At 56.1% G+C, this 17851-nt stretch carries 16 protein-coding genes; 7 read left to right on the forward strand and 9 right to left on the reverse strand.

What is annotated here, in order from left to right; translation table 11 throughout:
- The first annotated feature begins 1031 nt into the window (after positions 1-1031).
- Complete coding sequence (locus AK36_RS03165) at positions 1032-1412, forward strand: helix-turn-helix domain-containing protein (RefSeq protein ID WP_224383330.1); 381 nt, start codon at positions 1032-1034, stop codon at positions 1410-1412.
- 365 nt (positions 1413-1777) lie between these two features.
- Here AK36_RS03165 and AK36_RS34155 read toward each other — a convergent pair whose 3' ends face one another.
- Together AK36_RS34155 and AK36_RS34160 are read right to left on the reverse strand one after the other, a co-directional pair.
- Positions 1778-2125: a hypothetical protein gene (locus tag AK36_RS34155; RefSeq protein WP_224383331.1), complete on the reverse strand. Its 348-nt coding sequence runs from the start codon at positions 2123-2125 to the stop codon at positions 1778-1780.
- Between the two features lie 438 nt (positions 2126-2563).
- Entirely contained in the window at positions 2564-3112 is a 549-nt protein-coding gene (locus AK36_RS34160; protein WP_106919405.1) for a DUF4189 domain-containing protein, read from the reverse strand.
- 269 nt (positions 3113-3381) lie between these two features.
- Between AK36_RS34160 and AK36_RS03175 the strand changes: the two genes are divergently transcribed.
- From AK36_RS03175 to AK36_RS32535, 5 genes are all read left to right on the forward strand, one after another.
- The gene (locus AK36_RS03175; protein ID WP_045577839.1) at positions 3382-3717 is read left to right on the forward strand and encodes a helix-turn-helix domain-containing protein; all 336 of its coding nucleotides are present in this window, start codon (positions 3382-3384) and stop codon (positions 3715-3717) included.
- 292 nt (positions 3718-4009) lie between these two features.
- Positions 4010-5434: an Eco57I restriction-modification methylase domain-containing protein gene (locus tag AK36_RS32525; protein WP_144410613.1), complete on the forward strand. Its 1425-nt coding sequence runs from the start codon at positions 4010-4012 to the stop codon at positions 5432-5434.
- 9 nt (positions 5435-5443) lie between these two features.
- Entirely contained in the window at positions 5444-7723 is a 2280-nt protein-coding gene (locus tag AK36_RS30595; RefSeq protein WP_081059918.1) for a sensor histidine kinase, read from the forward strand.
- Positions 7716-8825, forward strand: coding sequence for a hypothetical protein (locus tag AK36_RS32530; protein ID WP_144410614.1), 1110 nt, complete (start codon positions 7716-7718; stop codon positions 8823-8825). The genes AK36_RS30595 and AK36_RS32530 overlap by 8 nt, the downstream gene beginning before the upstream one ends.
- 13 nt (positions 8826-8838) lie before the next feature.
- The gene (locus AK36_RS32535; protein WP_144410615.1) at positions 8839-9570 is read left to right on the forward strand and encodes a hypothetical protein; all 732 of its coding nucleotides are present in this window, start codon (positions 8839-8841) and stop codon (positions 9568-9570) included.
- 229 nt (positions 9571-9799) lie between these two features.
- Here the strand turns inward: AK36_RS32535 and AK36_RS32540 are convergent, their stop codons facing one another.
- The 6 genes from AK36_RS32540 to AK36_RS32545 form a co-directional block, all read right to left on the reverse strand.
- A complete protein-coding gene (locus AK36_RS32540; protein ID WP_144410616.1) occupies positions 9800-10405 on the reverse strand; it encodes a hypothetical protein in 606 nt (201 codons plus the stop codon).
- A 425-nt stretch (positions 10406-10830) separates the two neighbouring features.
- Positions 10831-11370: a hypothetical protein gene (locus tag AK36_RS30235; RefSeq protein WP_052691535.1), complete on the reverse strand. Its 540-nt coding sequence runs from the start codon at positions 11368-11370 to the stop codon at positions 10831-10833.
- 431 nt (positions 11371-11801) lie between these two features.
- The gene (istB, locus tag AK36_RS03195; RefSeq protein WP_045577841.1) at positions 11802-12599 is read right to left on the reverse strand and encodes an IS21-like element helper ATPase IstB; all 798 of its coding nucleotides are present in this window, start codon (positions 12597-12599) and stop codon (positions 11802-11804) included.
- Positions 12592-14070, reverse strand: a complete 1479-nt coding sequence (istA, locus tag AK36_RS03200; protein ID WP_233621336.1) for an IS21 family transposase — start codon at positions 14068-14070, stop codon at positions 12592-12594. Before istA ends, istB begins: the two co-directional genes overlap by 8 nt.
- Positions 14071-14188: 118 nt before the next feature.
- A complete protein-coding gene (locus AK36_RS03205) occupies positions 14189-14575 on the reverse strand; it encodes a hypothetical protein (RefSeq protein ID WP_045577842.1) in 387 nt (128 codons plus the stop codon).
- A 107-nt stretch (positions 14576-14682) separates the two neighbouring features.
- Positions 14683-15606 carry a hypothetical protein gene (locus AK36_RS32545; protein ID WP_144410617.1) on the reverse strand — a complete coding sequence of 308 codons (924 nt, stop codon included), beginning with the start codon at positions 15604-15606 and terminating at the stop codon, positions 14683-14685.
- A gap of 241 nt (positions 15607-15847) precedes the next feature.
- On the opposite strand from AK36_RS32545, the gene AK36_RS30600 reads away from it, so the two are divergent.
- Positions 15848-16652, forward strand: a protein-coding gene (locus AK36_RS30600; protein ID WP_106919404.1) for an IS5 family transposase whose coding sequence is annotated in 2 segments (ribosomal slippage) — positions 15848-16182 and positions 16181-16652 — 807 coding nt in all. Because the reading frame shifts where the segments join, the coding sequence is not laid out codon by codon here.
- Positions 16653-16929: 277 nt separating this feature from the next.
- On the opposite strand, the gene gcvA is transcribed toward AK36_RS30600, so the two are convergent.
- On the reverse strand, positions 16930-17829 hold the full coding sequence (gene gcvA, locus AK36_RS03215; protein WP_045577843.1) for a transcriptional regulator GcvA: 900 nt from the start codon (positions 17827-17829) through the stop codon (positions 16930-16932).
- Positions 17830-17851: the final 22 nt, after the last annotated feature.

The raw sequence follows: 17851 nt of genomic DNA on the forward strand, positions 1-17851 counted from the left end.
TGGCTACGTTGCCTAGCCGATGAGCGGAAACGCAAATCGTAAAGAAGATTTGCACGGAATACAGTCTCGTACGTAAATAGAATTTATGCCGAAAACCCCCGTCGCGATTTGGCAAATGCCTCCAGCCACCGTTGCGGCTCTCGAGCGTTTGGGCGCAGACCTGGCTGTGGCTCGTCTACGCAGAAAAGAGTCGCTCGTTTCCTGGGCGGCCCGGCTCGGGGTTAGTGTACCGACTTTGATGCGTATAGAAGCTGGCGAACCGGGTGTAGGCATTGGCCTCTACGCAACGGCGCTGTGGCTCATAGGCCGGGATGGCGCGCTCGCCGAACTGGCGTCTCCAGAAAACGACCGGGGGGCACTCGAGATGGACGTGCGGGAGGCCGTTGAGCTCGGAAAATCTCGGGCAAAGGCGTCCGCGCAGGCCCGACTAAGCCGCAAGGAAAAGCGTATCGACCGCCGGTGATTAAGGACGCAATGGGCGCAAGACTCTTTCAGTAAGGCGATAAAAGCAAGCCCAATCTGCATGCGTTGCATGCCAACTCGTTGGCACAACCTTCGTTCGTCGAGATGTTCCGTTCAGTGATGAAAAGGGTCTCGCAAAGGAAGTGGTCTTTTGCGACGGTTGTGACGAGGTAATCGCGATGCCGGCGCAGTCCACGCCGGCAATTCGAGATGCTCGACAACGGCTAGTCGTTGATGAGGCGCTAAACGCGCATCAGTTCGGCGGGCGCGCGCATGACTCGCCGCGACGTTAAAACGCTGGTCACGGGCGTTCCCTGAAAGCACATGGCAGCGCTCGGGGTCGGCCACCCTCGACAGGAACAGGATGTCGCGCCCACGGTTGGGGCGGCGTTTCTCAACAGGGAGCCTCTGGACTCTTCTCACCCCAGATTCCGCCATAAAGAGTCATATCTGACCCATTAAATTGAATATCGCCCCGTATTTGACCGTTTTCAGCAGCGTACTGACGCCCATCTGAGAAATGTTTTTAGTGGCCAAATATGACGTATTAACCAATTAAGGGTTCAGATATGACTGATAAACCAAAAAAAGCGGCGACGCCCAGACTTTCCGGTCGCTTCATCGAAAATCCGATGCCGTTGCCGGTCGAACGTGCGCTGGTTGCTGCCGGAGATGACCTTGCGCTGGCCCGCCGACGCCGGGGGCTTTCTACGTCATCCATGGCGGAGCGGGCGGGCATCTCAAAAAAGACGCTCTACCGGCTGGAACAGGGCGACCCCGGAGTGTCGTGGGGCGCTGTGATTCGGGTCCTGAACATCCTGAATCTCCTCCCCGAGCTCAACAAGGCCCTGAACACCACCAATGATGCGCTCGGCCTGGCGCTCATGAATAAGGCGGTGCCCAAACGCATCCGGGTACGCAAAACCAACCCGGACAGTGGAGCCCTGTAATGGCAACGACAAAAAAATGCAAAAACCAGCACAACGCGGACGCTGCTCGTCTATCTGGGCGACACGGGACTGGAAGTAAGCGAACTGCAATTTTCCAGACAGGGGCAAAAAGACGTCTCGGCATTCCGGTACTCCCTCGCCTGGCTCAGTAATCCAGATTGCTTCGCACTGTCTCCTGACCTCCCCCTGAGCACCGACTTTCAATACCGCACGGGAAGCGGTAGCGCTATGTCATTGATTTCAAAAGATTGGCCGCACAAATCTCAATTTTCGTTTTTATGCGGCCAATGGCATGCGACACCGAGGCATTGCACTCGAAGCGTCGGGGGGCTGTCTGTGGCGATTCGTGCCCTCGAGTTGTTTAGTTACCTCGTCAGATTCGACGCGGTGTTTGTCGCCGGCGTCGCTGCTGCTTGAGCTGGCGTGCCGTTGATAGAGCCGGTACTTGCGTCACTAGGGATTCCCTGCGGCTCATCGCCGTTTACGAACGACACGGTGATGGTTTCCGGATAGGCGTAGGCCGAGCCATTTGCCTTGTCGACCCCATCCAGGACCAGGGCGCCTACGCCCAGCAGGACGACATTTCCAACTATCGTTCCCGTGCGTGTCTTCGATTTGACGGCGGTGGTGATGTCGCGCTCGCCATCTTTCGAGCATTTGATATTCAAGTCGCCCTTTGCCCGGTGGACGCTGACCTTCCCGGGCGTGGTCACCGTCCAGCTACCCCTTGAGTTCGATAGGACGCAGTCCGCTCCTGCAACGTCTGCTGCGTTCTTTTGTGTTTTCACCGATACGTTTTGCGTGGTCCCGCCAGTAACCGTCGCGCAGCCGGTCGTCAGAATCGCGAGAAAGAGGCAAGCGCTCGTCGCTGCAATTTGCCGCGTTTCACGTTGAGTTGTCCCAAGTATGGTCGTGAGTCTTTCCCGCCGAGCGCTAACACGCCGCTCAGCGGTGCCTTAAGAATGGGACGCAACCGACGGAGGCGTGCTCGTATGCCATAGACAGGACGCGCGGTCATGACTGGCGATGCGTGCTCACACCTGGCGTTGAATGGGCGCTCGCCTCGGTCGTGCCTGTCATCGGAGCCGAGGGGCACATGTCGTAATGGAGGCGCCACATGGCAGCACCTCGGACGGTTTCACGCACGCGAATCAGGGAACCCAGTAGCCCTTCAGCGGCCGCCAGTATTCGCCGTCGTGGAGTTTCATGTACAACTGCTTGAAGCTCTCCGGGGCATCGAGGAAGTTGTGCCCGAAATCCCAGTAAATATTATTCAACTGGCACTCGTACTCTTTGTCCTTATGACAGAGTGCCATTGCTTTCCGCACGGCGGTGTCGGTATCTGGGGAAGCATATGCTGACCAATAGTGGTTTTCAGCCGTTACAAGGGCGATGACAGCCGGGCCATCGAACGTGGCGATTGATTGGCAGCTACCGCGAAAGCGGTCCTCGAAGCTGTTGTCCTGTACGCACTCCATATGCGCCTGGGCCGATGCCTTCCCCTTGGTTGGCCAAACGCCGGACACATAGAAGGTGTGCGAAAAATTATGTGGCGTTGTTTCGACGTACGGGCCCGAGACAATGTCGGTCCACGCATACGTCGCCGGCGAGGCGATGGCTAGCAAAGCTGCGGCGAGTCCAGCCGCGATAATCCCCGATTTCTTCATGTTTTCCCCGTCTGTCCGAATGTCGACCGACATCGTGCCGCTCGGTCTTGAGCTCGGCCACGGACGCCGATGCATGGGCGAAATATCGCCGGTCCGCTGGCAGGAGCCAGCTTCCTTTGTTTTCAGCAGGTGCCCGAGACGGGCTCGCGGTGGCATATCACCGGTGCGCCGTTCGTGGGACGACAGCATGCTTTCGTGGATGAGTGGGACTAATCTGTTGTTAGTCTACAGATTGAAACCTTACCAAACCGCTGCCGGCAACTCAACATTTTTATGTGTCTCTCCACAGGTTGAGTTGAGTAATGGCTACAAGCCTCGCGTCGGTCATTGGCCGGAACATCGCATCGGTTCGGAAGCAGCGCGGGCTGACGCAAGCCGCCGTCGCTGAGCGAATCGACGTCGACGCGGAGACGGTCTCACGATTTGAGCGAGGGGCGGTGATGCCGGGTGTCGCGACGCTTGAGAGGCTGTGCTCGGTCCTCGAGTGCTCGTGGATGGAGTTGTTGGAGGGGAGCTCCGGCGACGCGCAGCAAGTCGCGCATGATATTGTGCGTCTTCTCGAGCCGCTCACCGACGACGACCGACTGTTCCTGCTTGAGCAGGTAAAAGTCTGGACGGGAAAATTGCGGCCACGATAGTTGAGCCGGTAAGCCGCTTGACATGATTTTCGCTATCACTGTAGCGACTGTACTAGGAACTCGCCTGCTCCACGCACGGTTACAAGTCGCGACTTTGTACGTGACGCTAGCCGCGAGGCGTCATGCGATGTCTCACCATCGCAGATGTAAATCGAGTGGCGGCCCCTAGCGGCCTGTTCCTGCCAACCAGCTTTGCGGTCAGGTGGCCTCGGCACGGATTCCATACTTCCTGCGTCGACGGCCGTATGTTTGATTTCGTACGAGCGTTGGCCGTTATCGGATACACTTGCGCGTGGCTACGCGCGTGCGCGAGACAACGCTTGAGACCGGCACGGGAACGAAACAAAAAATGGGTTTTTCAATGCGGAACGACGCAAATTCGCCGGACGCAAGTAACTATATCGTTGCTCCGGCTTATGAAAATCACGCTGAATTCAGTCTTTATCTCGGTCGTTGCCAAGTTGACACGCCTCCTGACCTTGTAAAAAGTGTTTGGCAGCAAGTAACAGCTCGGCGGGAAAAGATAGGAAAGGTAATCGACTTTGGCGCCGGCGATGGGCGTTTTGCTTTGTACGGCGAGTACGAGAACTACGTAGGATACGAAATAGACCAACGTCGTATCGGGGGGGCATCTTTGCCGACTAATGCCGAAATCCGAAACATATGCGCTTTCGAAGAAATGGTATCGGACGCAGATGTGGGCATTGGTAATCCACCTTTTGTTCGAAATCAAGACCTCCCGCTAGGTTGGGCAAAGCACGCCTCGTCCATCATACGTGAAAGAACGGGCGTGCAGATGTCAGGTTTGGCAAACGCGTGGCAATATTTCTTTATGCTTTCACTTGCGAGCACAAAAGCCAACGGTTTGGCCGCCCTCGTGGTGCCCTACGAGTGGGTTTCGCGGCCGTCGGCAAAAGCTCTGCGTCAATATATTCAGGATAACAGTTGGGGCGTAAGCGTCTATCGGCTTTGCGATTCCACCTTCAAGCGCGTTCTCACAACGTCGACTATCTCAATCGTCGACAAGCGAGACAAGAGCGGGAAGTGGAGTTACTTCCTGGCGACGCCGAATGGCACGGTCAAGGCTACTCGTTCGCCAACGGGCTCCCGGAGCGCCGTGCTTGCTTACACGCGACATCCTGAATCGGGGCTTCGGGCCAAAAGAGGTCTAAGCCCCGGCACGCAAAAGGCCTTAGTCCTCACGGAAGGTGAGCGCGCGAGGTTTGGCCTAAAGCGTGGTCGTGACGTCGTACCATGCATAACATCCTTGAAACCTCTCGATTACAGCGATACGACGCTCGATGAGGAAACATTTCGGCTGCGGTACGTGACGGCCGGAAAGCGCTGCTGGCTCATCAGGACAGACCTGGACCCTTCGGAGCGGTTGCTGTCCTATCTTGAGAGTGTGCCCGAGCAGGAACGCCAAACGGCCACGTGCCAAGGACGCGATTTGTGGTGGGCATTCAAGTTGCCGAGCCCCGCGCCGATATTGATAGCTAGCGGCTTTCGTGGTGATGCGCCAAAGGTTGTCGGAAACGGCATCGCCGCTATCTCCGTAGGTGGTGTCTGTGGAATATATGGAGCCCAGGGACGGCGGGTTAGAGAGGTAATACGAAAACTTTCCACTTTCAACTTTCGCTCGCGGGTCGTCGCACACTCGAAAGGGCTTATGAAGGTGGAAATTGCGCAACTGAATACGGTGTTGGCAACGATATGAGGGGGCGCCGTGAGTGAAGCCGAAGACCAGGAAATGATAAGTATAGAAGACGATGGCGACTTACTCGAGGAGGGTGAAATCCCGTTCTCGATAGAGAGTCGCATTGTACGTGAGCTTGGCGAGCGACTGGTTAAAAGGCCTGAGGTTGCGCTTCTTGAATTGATTAAAAATGCCCACGATGCCGATGCCGCCACGTGCACCGTTGATTACGACTATCCAACATCAATAACAATTTCCGATGATGGTCACGGCATGACCTTTGAGCAGTTTGCTCATGGTTGGATGCGCATTGGTACAAGTTCCAAGGAGCAGGTTCAGGCAAGTGACGATTACGGCAGAATCGTTACTGGTGAAAAGGGGATAGGAAGATTTTCCGTTCGTTATCTTGGAAGAAGGTTGGTGCTTGAGTCAGTTGCTCGCGACGAGGCTCGCGGCTTCAAGACCATTCTGATGGCAGTATTCGATTGGCCCGCCTTTGACAAAAATGAAGACCTCGGAAAACTGACCGTCCCGTACACGCTCAAACGAGCATCGAACCGTCGCGCTACTGGTACCACGCTGACTGTGACCGAGCTTAGGAAGCCGGCCGCGAACGTTGATTTTAGACAGGTGAAGACGGCTTCCATGGGAAACGTCTCCCCTCATAGGTATCTACTGCGCCGCGCTGGCGAAAAGCGTGTTAGCGCCGCTACTCGTAAAAAGCAAGACCCGGGTTTCAGCCTTCTTCTAAGGCGTAATGGTCAAGCCGACGGCGATGATGCAGACGTCTCCAGCACGCTTCTAAACAATTTCGTTCTTCGCGCGGATATTACTCTGGACGGAAACAAGCTCACTCTTCAGATATTTCGGAAGGGCGAGGACGAACCGTGGCTGAATATCCGTGACCGTTACCCTAATAAAGTGGGAAAATTGTTTGGCGATATCCGATTTTTTCCTCGCAGAAAGGGGACATTCACGGGTATCGACGTCGATGGACGTCTTGCAACCACTTGGGTAAAGGATTACGGCGGTGTGGCTGTCTTCGACAGAGACTTCCGTGTGTATCCATACGGAGATAAGCATGATGATTGGCTGCAGCTGGCTGCTGATACGAGTCGAAACGCGCGAAATCCAGCGTCGACTATTGCGGCAAAGTATTTTCCTATGCCGCCGGAAGTGCAGAATTCGACCCAGCTAAATTACATGCTTCGACTGCCCTACCCCACCCAAATTGTTGGTGCGGTCCGGGTTGAAAGCACGAAGGCTAGCGAACAAGGTGCTGATGGCACCGGCCTGATTGCATCGGCAGACCGAGAAGGTTTTGTCGAAAACGAGACGTTTCGCGAACTATGGGATATCGTCCGAGGCGCTTTGGAGGCTCTGGCATATGCTGACCGTGAGCTTCAGTTAGAACAGGAAAAGCAGGAGCAACTAGAAATCGTAGAGTCACTTCGGCTAGAGGCGCAACGCGCCATCGCTGAAGTCCAGGCCAATGCTAACCTGAGTCGAGCCGATAAAAACCGACTTGTCAAACGGTTTGCCGCCGCCGAAGAATTGGCCGAGCAACACGAGACGCTTTCGAAACGGAGAGAGAGCACCCTCGAAACAATGGCAATGCTCGGCATCGTTGCAGGATTTATGACGCACGAATTCGGGTCGGCAATGGACGACCTGGAGAGCGCGCATAGAACTTTGCAGGAGTTAGCTTCCAAATCTCCCGCAATGGCTGCACATGCAGAAAAGCTGGGCGCGCATATTGAGTCATTGCGCGAATTCGTGACTTATTCTCAAGGATATGTCAAAGGCACCACGAATCTACCCCAAAAGCCGTATCCGGCAAAGCCTCGTGTCACACAAGTAAAACGAGTGTTTGGCAAGTTTGCCCATGAGCGAGACATCGACGTTGATGTCGAAATCGAAGCGGATGTGATGGCTCCATTCGTGCCCGTCTCGCTGTATAACGGTGTTGCATTGAATTTGTACACCAACGCCCTGAAAGCGGTGACGGCGAAGTCCAGTAAAGAGCGGGGGCGCATCGTATTCCGTGCTTGGAACGAAGGTCGTTGGCACTTCTTGGAGGTATCCGATACGGGGGTCGGTATTCCTACCTCCTTGCGAAAGAGAGTGTTCGACCCACTCTTTACTACAACAGACGTCGAGCAGGGGCCTCTTGGCTCAGGGATGGGCTTGGGTCTAACGCTCATCAAACGGGGCATCGAGAGCTTTGGGGGTAAAATTGTTGTGGTTGAGCCACCGCCAGGGTTCGCGACATGCTTTCAAGTCAAACTACCGTTGAACTACAATGACTAGCGCAATTTTGCTTATTGACGACCGCCCGGAAATGCTAAATCCGTTGAAGGAGGCGGTGGAGCCACTTCTCAATGAAGGTGAGGCCGAAGTTATCGCTTGGTTACCCGAAAGAGCTGACAATGAAAGCGGCGATGCACGGGACAAGTTCAACGAACTTATCGAGCAAAACTCGGTGGAGCTTGTTATTACAGACTACGATTTGACGCGGAGTGAGCGCGGTCTCTTTGGGCCGTCTATCGTTCAGTGGTGTCAATTCAAAAGTATCCCGGCGGGTGACTATACCAATGACCCAAAAAGGAACCACCTACCTCCAAGGCCAAATCTCTTCGAGCTTCGCGTACCGTCTGACCCGAAGCAAACAGCAAAGTTTGTAGTTGCAGCGTTCCGTGGGTTTAGGCAAATAAGGGAGCGGCTCGAGACGGACGAATCGTTGCTCGAGAAGCGCAGTCCTTCCGCCGTTATAGCGGCAATACTCGGCGCTGAGGAACGTGAGCTTCAGTTTGCGCAGTACAGCACAAAATACGGCTTCTCTAATAGCGCACTTCTTGCTCATCTGATGCCGCCAGCGGAAACTCATACGGAATCGTCACCAGAATCAAAGAGGAAGTTGCTGGCATACATTTGTGGGCACTTGCTTCTGAATTCGATATTAAAGTACCCGGGGCCAATTCTAGATATGCCGGCACTGGCCGCTTATGTCGCCGTTGCAGTCGATGCTGAGCAAGCCACTCTGACGGAGATATTCGCTCGTGCGAGGTATAATGGCCCTTTTTCGGACTTGGCCCAGTATTATTGGACGTCGGAAGTCGACGAGATATTGGAAGAATTGTCGCCAGAGGACGAAGGGTCGATTTCTGCAGATTCAATCGGTGGCATAAATAGGCGCATTTTGGAAGCAAAGGTTGGTCGAAAGCTCACACGCCATAACTGTGAGCGGTGCGGCGGTGAGCGCGGAGGCTTTATTTGCCCGCTGACAAAGAAGGTTGTTTGTCAACTTGGAGAGTGCTCGTCACCCTCAAATAGCTGGACACCGGAAGGCGCTCGCTTCTGCCGTATAGAGCGCGTCTTCTTTGATGAGTGGGCTCCGATACTAGACCTGTAGGTAATGTAAGACGATGGATAATAACGATAGGACCGCGTTGCAGCAGCTGGCAACGGTTTGGGACAATACAATGTCGTTTCTCGACCGGCTGAATTCATCAATTTCAGTCATGCCGAAATCTGGATTTTCGGTTCTTGAACACTCCACCGACCTTGGATTTCCAAACGATATCTGCCTTCGTATAAAACCGGTTGTGTTTAATCTCCCAGAGAAGGCAAGTCATGCGACGGACCGGAGTCTGTTTGTGATGCTGCAAGGGAGGATAACTTTTGATAGGCAGCTCTACAAGACCGACAAGGAATTGCAGGCAGTCGCCTTTTCTACGGAGGTTGGCTACTTCCGCCAACGTAAGCGGGCACTAACGCATGTTTTCGGTGCTCATTTTGATATGGCGCCGAACGAGCCAGGGCACCCCGTTTATCATGGACAAATCAAGAGCTTTTCCAAATGGTACGACGAGTTCAAAGGACAGGCGCTTTTTCCAGAGAATTGCGAGTTATCGGACAGTTTGGGGAGCATACTTGCTAACGTCCGTATTCCTTCGGCGCATATGGACCCGTTTTCATATGTCCTTCAACTCGGCGCAGACCATCTCATTTGGCGGGACTCGGCCGAAGCTGAGAAGCGAACATTCGCAGAGCTAAGGAACAGTAGTATGAGGATAAAGGGAAATGCCAATAGGCTCGCTCAGTTCACGCCGGACGCACTGAAATGCTTGCGCTCGCCGCATTGGTATCCGGCGTAGTAGCACGCGCACAAGTATTGAATGGTGAGCATTAACTCCGCAAGCCTTGTGTGGCAATTCGCCCTTGTCGATGTTTGTGACCTTTGCTGTGGAGCAGTTAGTGCTCTCACGGGCAAGAAATTAAGGGAGCCACGCACGGCTGTCTCCGATTAAGCGAGCGTCGAGTAATGTAGGCGAAGCGGTATGCCGCCTGGCCTACAACGAGCAGAGCGACCAACACAGGATATCGTTAACCTCTAACCCTGAATGATTGTCTGACGAGCAGGAAGAAACCACCTTCTACGAACCCGATGCTTTCGCCAGTCTGGTGCACTTGCTGGTACAGACGTAGGTGCCGCATGAACAATTGGTATCCACGCGGGTTCAGCGCATACCCCAATCCTCCGCTGAGGACTCCGTCCAAAACGGAGAATCGTTCCGGCTGAAGCATCCTGAGGTGCTTGCTCGCAAACGATACGTCGAGGCCTTTTATCTCTGTTCCTTTTTCGATAGCAAAAGCGTCGGAAGAACTCGGCACTGCGAGGAGCCATTGCGCAAGCGTCGCTCCAAGTTGCCGACCATGGTAGAGCGGAAGTTTGCCCCAGACTCGTTGACCGCCACCCCAGTCATGAACAGCTTGGCTAAACTCAAAGATATCCGACTCCGTTGCTCGTCCAGCTTCGATAGAAGCGAGCAGTGACGCTCCAATCTTTTCGGTGCCTATCGTTTTCGCATCGTGCTTTTGTTGGTCAATAGCGGCCGATAGAGCTGCCCCCGTATGAAGGAACGAAGCAAAGTCAAATATCTCCGAAACGTAGCATCCACGAACACGGTCGAAGTCGCCGACCGTGCACATTACTCCGTCCTTATTCCGATATGGCCATGATGTCGTCGTTGACCGAAGCACAGCATCGTGGCAAATCGGGCAAACTTCAACCCAACCGTTACCGGCTACCTTGTGCCGACGCAGTGGGTGCTTTTCAGGGAGGTTGCGCAACGCGCGACGCAACGTACGTCCGCTAATGTGCCCGGTGTGTTCGTGCCCACAGTGGTCGCGCCCTTGTAACGAGGGGAAATAGTTCATAGGCAATTTGAAGGCTCGTTTATCTTATCGCAATGGGGCGGCGATTGCGCGACGTGGTCGCGGTCGGTTGAGTGACGCCGCGAAGGCTTCCGCATGCCGCGTGGTGCCGCTATTGCCTCCCCAAGCTTCCTGCTGGCAGGGCTTTAGTTGAGAGGCGCACATGCTCGAGAGCTCGATACTCCGAGCACGACGCTAGCTTACGTCGACAAACGGTTTCGCCATTCATCCAACGCTGGCCCCCAGTGGTTGTACTCTGTCAAGCAGTGGATTAGCTCGTCGGCCAGTTCTTCCCGCCGAATAAATTCGTCGTCGCTTACCACCCAACCAACACCCTTACCAACGGCGAATCCTGGCCTTGCAATAGAGTGACCGCCCTTGAATTTCTTCGCGGCTTCCAATTTGGCGAGTGGCACTCGGACCTTGGCGAAGTTGGCGACGAGAGCGCGATACATAGCGAGTTGGGGATGCTCGTTTTTATCAAGCTGCTGACGGAAGGTACGGATAAGTTCATACGCGCCCATCACCCACAGTTGCGACATTGTGAAGTGGTCATTGAGGCGGTCGTAGTCTTCGACCGTACGTTGAGAATGTTCGGGCAGGCGTGCGACCCATTTGTCCTCCTCCACAAGCTTAGCGTCGAGCCTCGCCAATCCTTTCAAGACTTCGTACATCCACTTATTCACGTTCTGGACGAGAATCATAGGGATGCCCCACTGCGCCAACCTTTCCTTGTCCATGTGCCTTCAGGGTCCTTGTACTAAATTAGTAGGATACGTCGTGGCCGTCTTTGCTTAGCCTTGCGTATGTCTTGCGCTGGGGGTGCATGGTTGAAAGGAAAGCACGCCCGGCAATCGCCCTTCTGCTGGATATCGGCACTCCGTCGTCAAGCTTGAATGGTCAAGCCCTCCGTATCATGGCTCTAAGGTGTCAGCCGGAGTTGCGACCGCCCTAACGGACAACGGTCTTCACCGCCGACCCATCCTCACCTAACGTGCATGTTCTCGTAGACGCGGTGCCCGTAGTTGTTGATGTCCCGTGCCTGATTAGAGAATGGAGTCGCTATCGGTCGTCGACGCCGTTCAACTTGCGTACAGCCTGTTGATTTTCACCGAATCTTGACCCACCGTTTTCATCTAAATCTGACCCACCCCGAGACAGCGTAGTACATCTATTCCGGTGTGGATAACTCCTCATTGCCTGCTGCTTTTGCTGCTCTCTTTCTGGTTGCCTTCGCCTTGGCAGAACTGGACTTGAAGCGCCAGGATTCATTGCCCGTTTCGACGATGTGGCAGTGATGGGTGACGCGGTCCAGCAGCGCCGTCGTCATCTTTGCGTCCCCGAACACGGTCGCCCACTCGCCGAAGCTGAGGTTGGTGGTGATCACGACACTCGTGTGTTCATACAGCTTCGAGAGCAAGTAGAACAGCAATGCGCCACCGGTCTGGCTGAACGGCAGGTAGCCCAGTTCGTCGAGGATTACCAGGTCGACGTACATCAGCTTATGGGCGATCTGGCCTTGTTTGCCGATGGACTTCTCCTGCTCCAGTGCGTTGGTCAGCTCGACGGTCGAGAAGTAGCGCACGCGCTTGCCGTGGCGCTGCACGGCCTCAATTCCGATCGCTGAGGCGAGGTGCGTTTTGCCGGTGCCGGGGCCACCGATGAACACGACGTTGTGTGCGCTTGCGAGGAACGACAGGTCACTGAGTTCTCGAACCAGCGCTTCGTCGACGTGCGCCTGCGCGAAGTCGAAGCCCTTCAGGTCGCGGTGAGCCGGGAAGCGAGCGGCGGTCATCTGATAGGCGATCGAGCGCACCTGTCGCTCCGCCGTCTCAGCCATCAGCAGTTGCTTCATGAAGCGCTCCGGGTCGAACTCCGTGTGACGCGACTGCGCCAGCAGCTCTGGCCAGGTGCTCGCCATGCCATGCAGTTTGAGCCCCTTGAGTTGGGCGGCGATGTCGTTAGACATGACGGTCCTCCGGTGGGTTGGCGCGCAGGGTTTCGTAGCGGCTCACGTCGGCAGCCGGCTCTTCGGTGAGCTGGAGTTTCGTCGTCGCGAGGTTGGTACTCGTGGTGGGCGCCTTCAACCGGCTCAGCACGTTCAGAACGTGCTCCCCACTGGGGCGTCCCGAGTCCAGCGCTGCCTGCACAGCAAGCAGCACGGCATCGAGTCCGTGTTCGCGCACCGCGGCGAGCACCTGCGTCATGATGCGATCGCCTCCCGGGTGCTTCAGTAGGTGGCGCTGCAACTGCTGCAGCGGCTGTGGCATCGTGACGAACGGAGCACCATTGCGCAACGCGCCGGGTTTGCGCTCGACCAGCGTGATGTAATGGCGCCAGTCGTAGAAGGTCATGTGCCGCTCGAAGCTGCGTTCGTGGCGTGCGATCTCCTGGGCGTCGGCGACGACGCTGAGATATGCCGGATAGCAGCGCACGCTCACCAGCTGGTTCGTATACTCGGTGGGCACGCTGTAGCGGTTGCGCTGAAAGTGGATGAGGCTGGTCGACGACACCCGCAGCGTCTGCTCGACATAGCCGTCGAACGGGCGTGGATTGGGCATCAGCCTGGTGCGCTCGTCCTGCAGCACGTCCTCGACCGTCAGCTCGGGCCACTGCGGGTGCCGCATCTGCCAGGCCTGACGACACTGGCCCGCGACCCATTCGTTCAGAAGCTCCAGCGTTTCCCAGCGTCGTAGCGCAGCCTCGTGCCAGATCTGGCGGCGCCGGTCCTGCACGTTCTTCTCAACGATGCCCTTCTCCCAGCCGGCGGCACGGTTGCAGAATTCCGGCTCGAACAGGTAATGGCCGCACATTGCCTCGAAGCGGGCGTTGACCGCGCGCTCCTTGCCGCGGCCGACCTTGTCCACGGCGGTCTTCATGTTGTCGTAGATGCCGCGGCGCGGCACGCCGCCGAACGCGGCGAATGCGCGGGCGTGCGCATCGAACAGCATCTCGTGACTCTGGGTCGGATAGGCGACCAGCCAGAACGCCCGGCTGGCATTGAGCTTGACGTGGGCGACCTCCAGGCGTCGCCGCAACCCGCCGATGAAGGCGTATTCGCAGCTCCAGTCAAACTGGAATGCTTCGCCGGGTTCGAAGGCCAGCGGTACATAGGCCTTCCTGCGCGGTGCTTCAGCCTGCTCCTCGTGCCAGCGTCTCACGAAGGCGCTGACGCGGCCGTAGCTGCCGGCGTAGCCCTCGCCGCGGATGGCCTCGAACATGAACCGGGCCGTGCGCCGGTCACGCTTCGGGCGATGACTGTCTGCCCGCAGCCAGCCCGTCAGTTGCGCGGCCCACTCGTCGACGACGCTCGGGCTGACGCGCTTCGGGTACTTCGGCTCAACGGCATCCGTTTGCCGAAGCCAGCTGCGCACCGTGTTCCGGGACAGGCCCGTGCGCCTCGCAATCTCGCGCAGCGGGACCTTCTCGCGGAAATACATCCGCCTGATCTTGGCCAATATGCCCACCGTGATCACCTCTGTATCCCCTGCTCAAAGATTGAGCAGGGCATTCAATCACGTGGGTCAAAATTCGATGAAAATTACAGCCTCAGGTGGGTCAGTTCTGCGTGGACATCAACAGTTCTTGGCTTCCGAGCGCACCACGCGCTCCCTTGAAGCGAGTTTCTATTAGGGAGAGAGACGACCCCTTGCGCGACTCATCAAGCTCAAGCACCAAATCTCGCACGAAATTTGCAAAATTTTCTGGAAGGAGCTCCTCCTTGCCAATTGCGCGGCGCGTTGCCAACTCGACAGCCATCGCCTCACCGATGGACAAAGACAGTACTGTCCTTTCTACCGCAGGCCTCAGTGGAACGAGAGAATTCCGCATGGTGTCTTTCCAGTGAGTCTCGTTTTTACTCATCTCAACGAAAGCAACGTCGGGGATAACGAAGCGAGCGCTTGGATTATCGGTGATAACGGCTTGCAGTTCCGGCTTACGCATCCGGTTTTGGTCGACGACATACGATGACACTTGGACACTCAAATATTTGTTGGTTGGGCATTTTCCCGTCGGGGACTTCAATTCATCGTTTGGGTGGCGACATTGCCTCAAGTCGCAGTTTTATTAAATCGCCATCCAGACCGCTCGGCTGACTTTTCAGCGCCGGTCACGTTATTATTTTTGGCGACATCCTGTGCAATGCGAGCTCTATTTTCCTCCGTCATTGATGCCTTCGTCGCCTCAAACCTTTCGTGAGTCGTATCAATGTAAGCCCTCAGAACATCCGGAATTGAAACGGAGTTGCGAAAATCAATGTCTCCATTGACCAAAAGTAAGGGTGCGCTCCTCTCCTCTTCTGGCCAGTTGCCGCCAAAAATATGAAAATACATAAACGGCAACTGAAAAACGGCAAAAAATCGGTGAGGCTCATCAAAGAACCGAATATCTTGGTTTCCGCTAGCTCTCTCCAAAATGTACGTATAATTCAATGGAAATCCGTAATATGGCGGTTTTCCAAACATAGGTGTCAAGTAAATCTGAAAACCACATCTCTCGGAAATCAAATCTTTCTTGGCTGCAGACAAAAATTGGTCGATAGCCCGCTTATCCTCGTCTGTCCATTCCGCGTTTCGGTTCCTCGTTGTATATAACGCTCTCCAGAATATCGAGAGTACGGCAACCCGGATATTTTCGCTAATTCGAGTTCCTGTTTTTTGATTTTGATAATTTGCTAATTTTTTGAACAAATGCATCGACAACTCGCCTTCTAGGCGAGAGAGCCTTGTCTCACAACAATTGCACAATAGATATTGCTTTTGACCATCTTGTTGTCTCTCGTTGATATTGTCGCTACTTCGAAGATAAGGCGTCGCCGATGAATTCTTGACCCACTCATAAACAAAACGAGGAATTATGTGCGACTCTTTGAGTGCCATATCTACTTTGTCGCAAAGAGGGCAGTCCCCGCGATGACCCGCAGTCTCCTCTTCAACGACACATTCCGATTCTTTTCCGTTAGATGCATCCGACATAACAATTTCTTTAAAAGTAAAGCCTCGCGACTCCGTAAACTCATGATGGACAGTTGTACGCTTACCGACTTGTGCGACGGCAACCGGTCGTGAGTCATCTCCCAGCGATTATAGGCCGTGGAGCAGCCCCGCGTATCTGAGGACACAACGACTCTCTTAAAAAACGGATAGTCTTGTACCAATCACTAAGAGCCGCTAACGCAACTGGATAGGGCGCGCGGCGACTTGTATCGTGCCGCGCATGGCAAGAAGAGAAATCAGCAACGAGTTGTGGGCGGCTCTTGAACCTTTGATTCCGGAGTTTGAACATTCGGCCAAGAGCGGTCGGCGTCGGTCCGTTGACGACCGAGCAGCGTTGAATGGCATTTTGTATGTCCTGCAGAAGGGTGTTCCTTGGGAGGATTTGCCTCAGGAGCTTGGCTACGGCAGCGGCATGACATGTTGGCAACGGTTGCGCGATTGGCAGGCGGCAGGCGTGTGGGACAAGTTGCATTTGGCCATGCTGCGCCGCCTGCGCGAGCATGACCAAATCGATTGGGGGCGCGCGAGCATCGACGTTGCAAGCGTGCCCAGCCCCGGGGGGCCAGGAAACCGGCCCGAACCCGACCGACCGGGGCAAGCTAGGCAGCAAGCGACACATCATCGTCGATACGCAAGGTATCCCGTTGGCGATTACCGTGACGGGAGCGAATCGCCATGATTCGATGGCCTTCGAGTCGACGTTGGATGCAATTCCGCCCGTGCCGGGCCTCGGAGGGCGACCACGCAAGCGCCCGGACAAACTGCATGCCGACAAGGGTTACGACGGCCGTCGATGCCGCAGTGATTTGCGCCGACGCGGCATCACGGCTCGAATCGCCCGCAAAGGCATCGAGAGCAAAGACCGCCTTGGGCGTTACCGCTGGGTGGTCGAGCGGACTCACGCGTGGTTTGCCGGATTCGGCAAGCTGCGAGTCCGCTTCGAACTGCGGCTCGATATTCATACTGCGCTGCTCAAATTTGCCGCCGCCATCATTTGCTCCCGCTTCGTGGATGATTTGTGTTAGCGAACTCTTAGTCCAGAGCCGGTAACGATGGGACCGTCATGCTTTGCTGTTGTTTCGACTGTGGCCGGATGGAATGAGATTGGCGGGAAACCCTTGTCCAGTAAGGCCCGACAGACTTTAACGTCGCAAGATGGAGCTACGGCGCTCGGTTTAGGGTTCCCGACAGACTTTGCTCGTGTTTGTCGCTTTTCGAGGGGGCAATAAAATCAATGGGTTACAGTTGGTTGGCCCGACAGACTTAATTGTTTCCTATCATCGACGGCGCGTCCCGCATCGCTCACGCAGCCGCATACTGCGCAAACAGCCATCGGCGCATCGCTTCGAGCGTATCGGACTGCACATTCGCATTTGGAAAGACGACGTAGAAGCCGAGCGACATCGGAAACGAAAAATCGAATACGCGCCGCAGCCGGCCTTCGGCGATATCGCGCTCGACGAGCGGCTCGCTCGTCAGTGCGATGCCCTGGCCGGCGATCGCGGCGTCGATCGCGAGCAGCGACTGACTGAAGCGCGGGCCCTTGGTCGCGTCCACGCGGCCTCGTCCGCCGAGCTTGTCGACGAATTCGGGCCACAGATCGTGCGCGTCGTGCAACAGCACGTGCGTCGACAGATCGTCGATCGAGCGGATCGGCGGCGCGCCGTCGAGCAAGGTCGGGCTGGCGACGGCGAACACGTCGAGCGGCGACAGCAACTGCGCGGTCAGCCCGGCGGGAAACGGCGGCTTGCCGAGCCTAATCGCAATATCGACGCCATCGGCCCGGAACGATGCGAGCCGCTCGTCCGCGACGACGCGCACTTCGATGTCGGGATGCTGCCGGCCGAAGTCGGCCAGCCGCGGAATCAGCCATTTCGACGCGAATGACGGCGTCGTGCTGACCGTGAGCGCCGCCGGCCGCTGGCCGAGCGCTTGCGTCGCGTCGGCGATCAGCTGCAGCGCGCGCTGGACCGACGAGAAATACTCGAGCCCGTCGCGCGTCAGCGCGAGCCCTCGCGGCAAGCGCCGGAACAACTGTACTTGCACCGCGTCCTCCAGATGCCGGACCTGCTGCGCGACGGCGCCCTGGGTGACGCCGAGTTCATCGGCGGCGAGGCGAAAATTCAGGTGGCGCGCGGCGGCCTCGAACGCGCGCAGCGCATTCAGCGGCGGAAACCGACGGGCATTGGACAGCGCCTTCATGCAGTAGAAAACCTACAGGGTA

Origin of the sequence: Burkholderia vietnamiensis LMG 10929, from assembly GCF_000959445.1 — a bacterium.
Lineage (GTDB): Bacteria > Pseudomonadota > Gammaproteobacteria > Burkholderiales > Burkholderiaceae > Burkholderia > Burkholderia vietnamiensis.

Bases quoted from the DNA above. Each gene is read 5' to 3' on its own strand.
- AK36_RS32530 (WP_144410614.1), top strand. From the start codon at position 7,716: ATGACTAGCGCAATTTTGCTTATTGACGACCGCCCGGAAATGCTAAAT.
- gcvA (WP_045577843.1), bottom strand. From the start codon at position 17,829: ATGAAGGCGCTGTCCAATGCCCGTCGGTTTCCGCCGCTGAATGCGCTG.
- AK36_RS03175 (WP_045577839.1), top strand. From the start codon at position 3,382: ATGGCTACAAGCCTCGCGTCGGTCATTGGCCGGAACATCGCATCGGTT.
- AK36_RS32545 (WP_144410617.1), bottom strand. From the start codon at position 15,606: ATGTCGGATGCATCTAACGGAAAAGAATCGGAATGTGTCGTTGAAGAG.
- AK36_RS32540 (WP_144410616.1), bottom strand. From the start codon at position 10,405: ATGTGCACGGTCGGCGACTTCGACCGTGTTCGTGGATGCTACGTTTCG.
- istB (WP_045577841.1), bottom strand. From the start codon at position 12,599: ATGTCTAACGACATCGCCGCCCAACTCAAGGGGCTCAAACTGCATGGC.
- AK36_RS03165 (WP_224383330.1), top strand. From the start codon at position 1,032: ATGACTGATAAACCAAAAAAAGCGGCGACGCCCAGACTTTCCGGTCGC.
- istA (WP_233621336.1), bottom strand. From the start codon at position 14,070: ATGTATTTCCGCGAGAAGGTCCCGCTGCGCGAGATTGCGAGGCGCACG.
- AK36_RS34160 (WP_106919405.1), bottom strand. From the start codon at position 3,112: ATGTCGGTCGACATTCGGACAGACGGGGAAAACATGAAGAAATCGGGG.
- AK36_RS03205 (WP_045577842.1), bottom strand. From the start codon at position 14,575: ATGCGTAAGCCGGAACTGCAAGCCGTTATCACCGATAATCCAAGCGCT.
- AK36_RS32535 (WP_144410615.1), top strand. From the start codon at position 8,839: ATGGATAATAACGATAGGACCGCGTTGCAGCAGCTGGCAACGGTTTGG.
- AK36_RS30235 (WP_052691535.1), bottom strand. From the start codon at position 11,370: ATGGACAAGGAAAGGTTGGCGCAGTGGGGCATCCCTATGATTCTCGTC.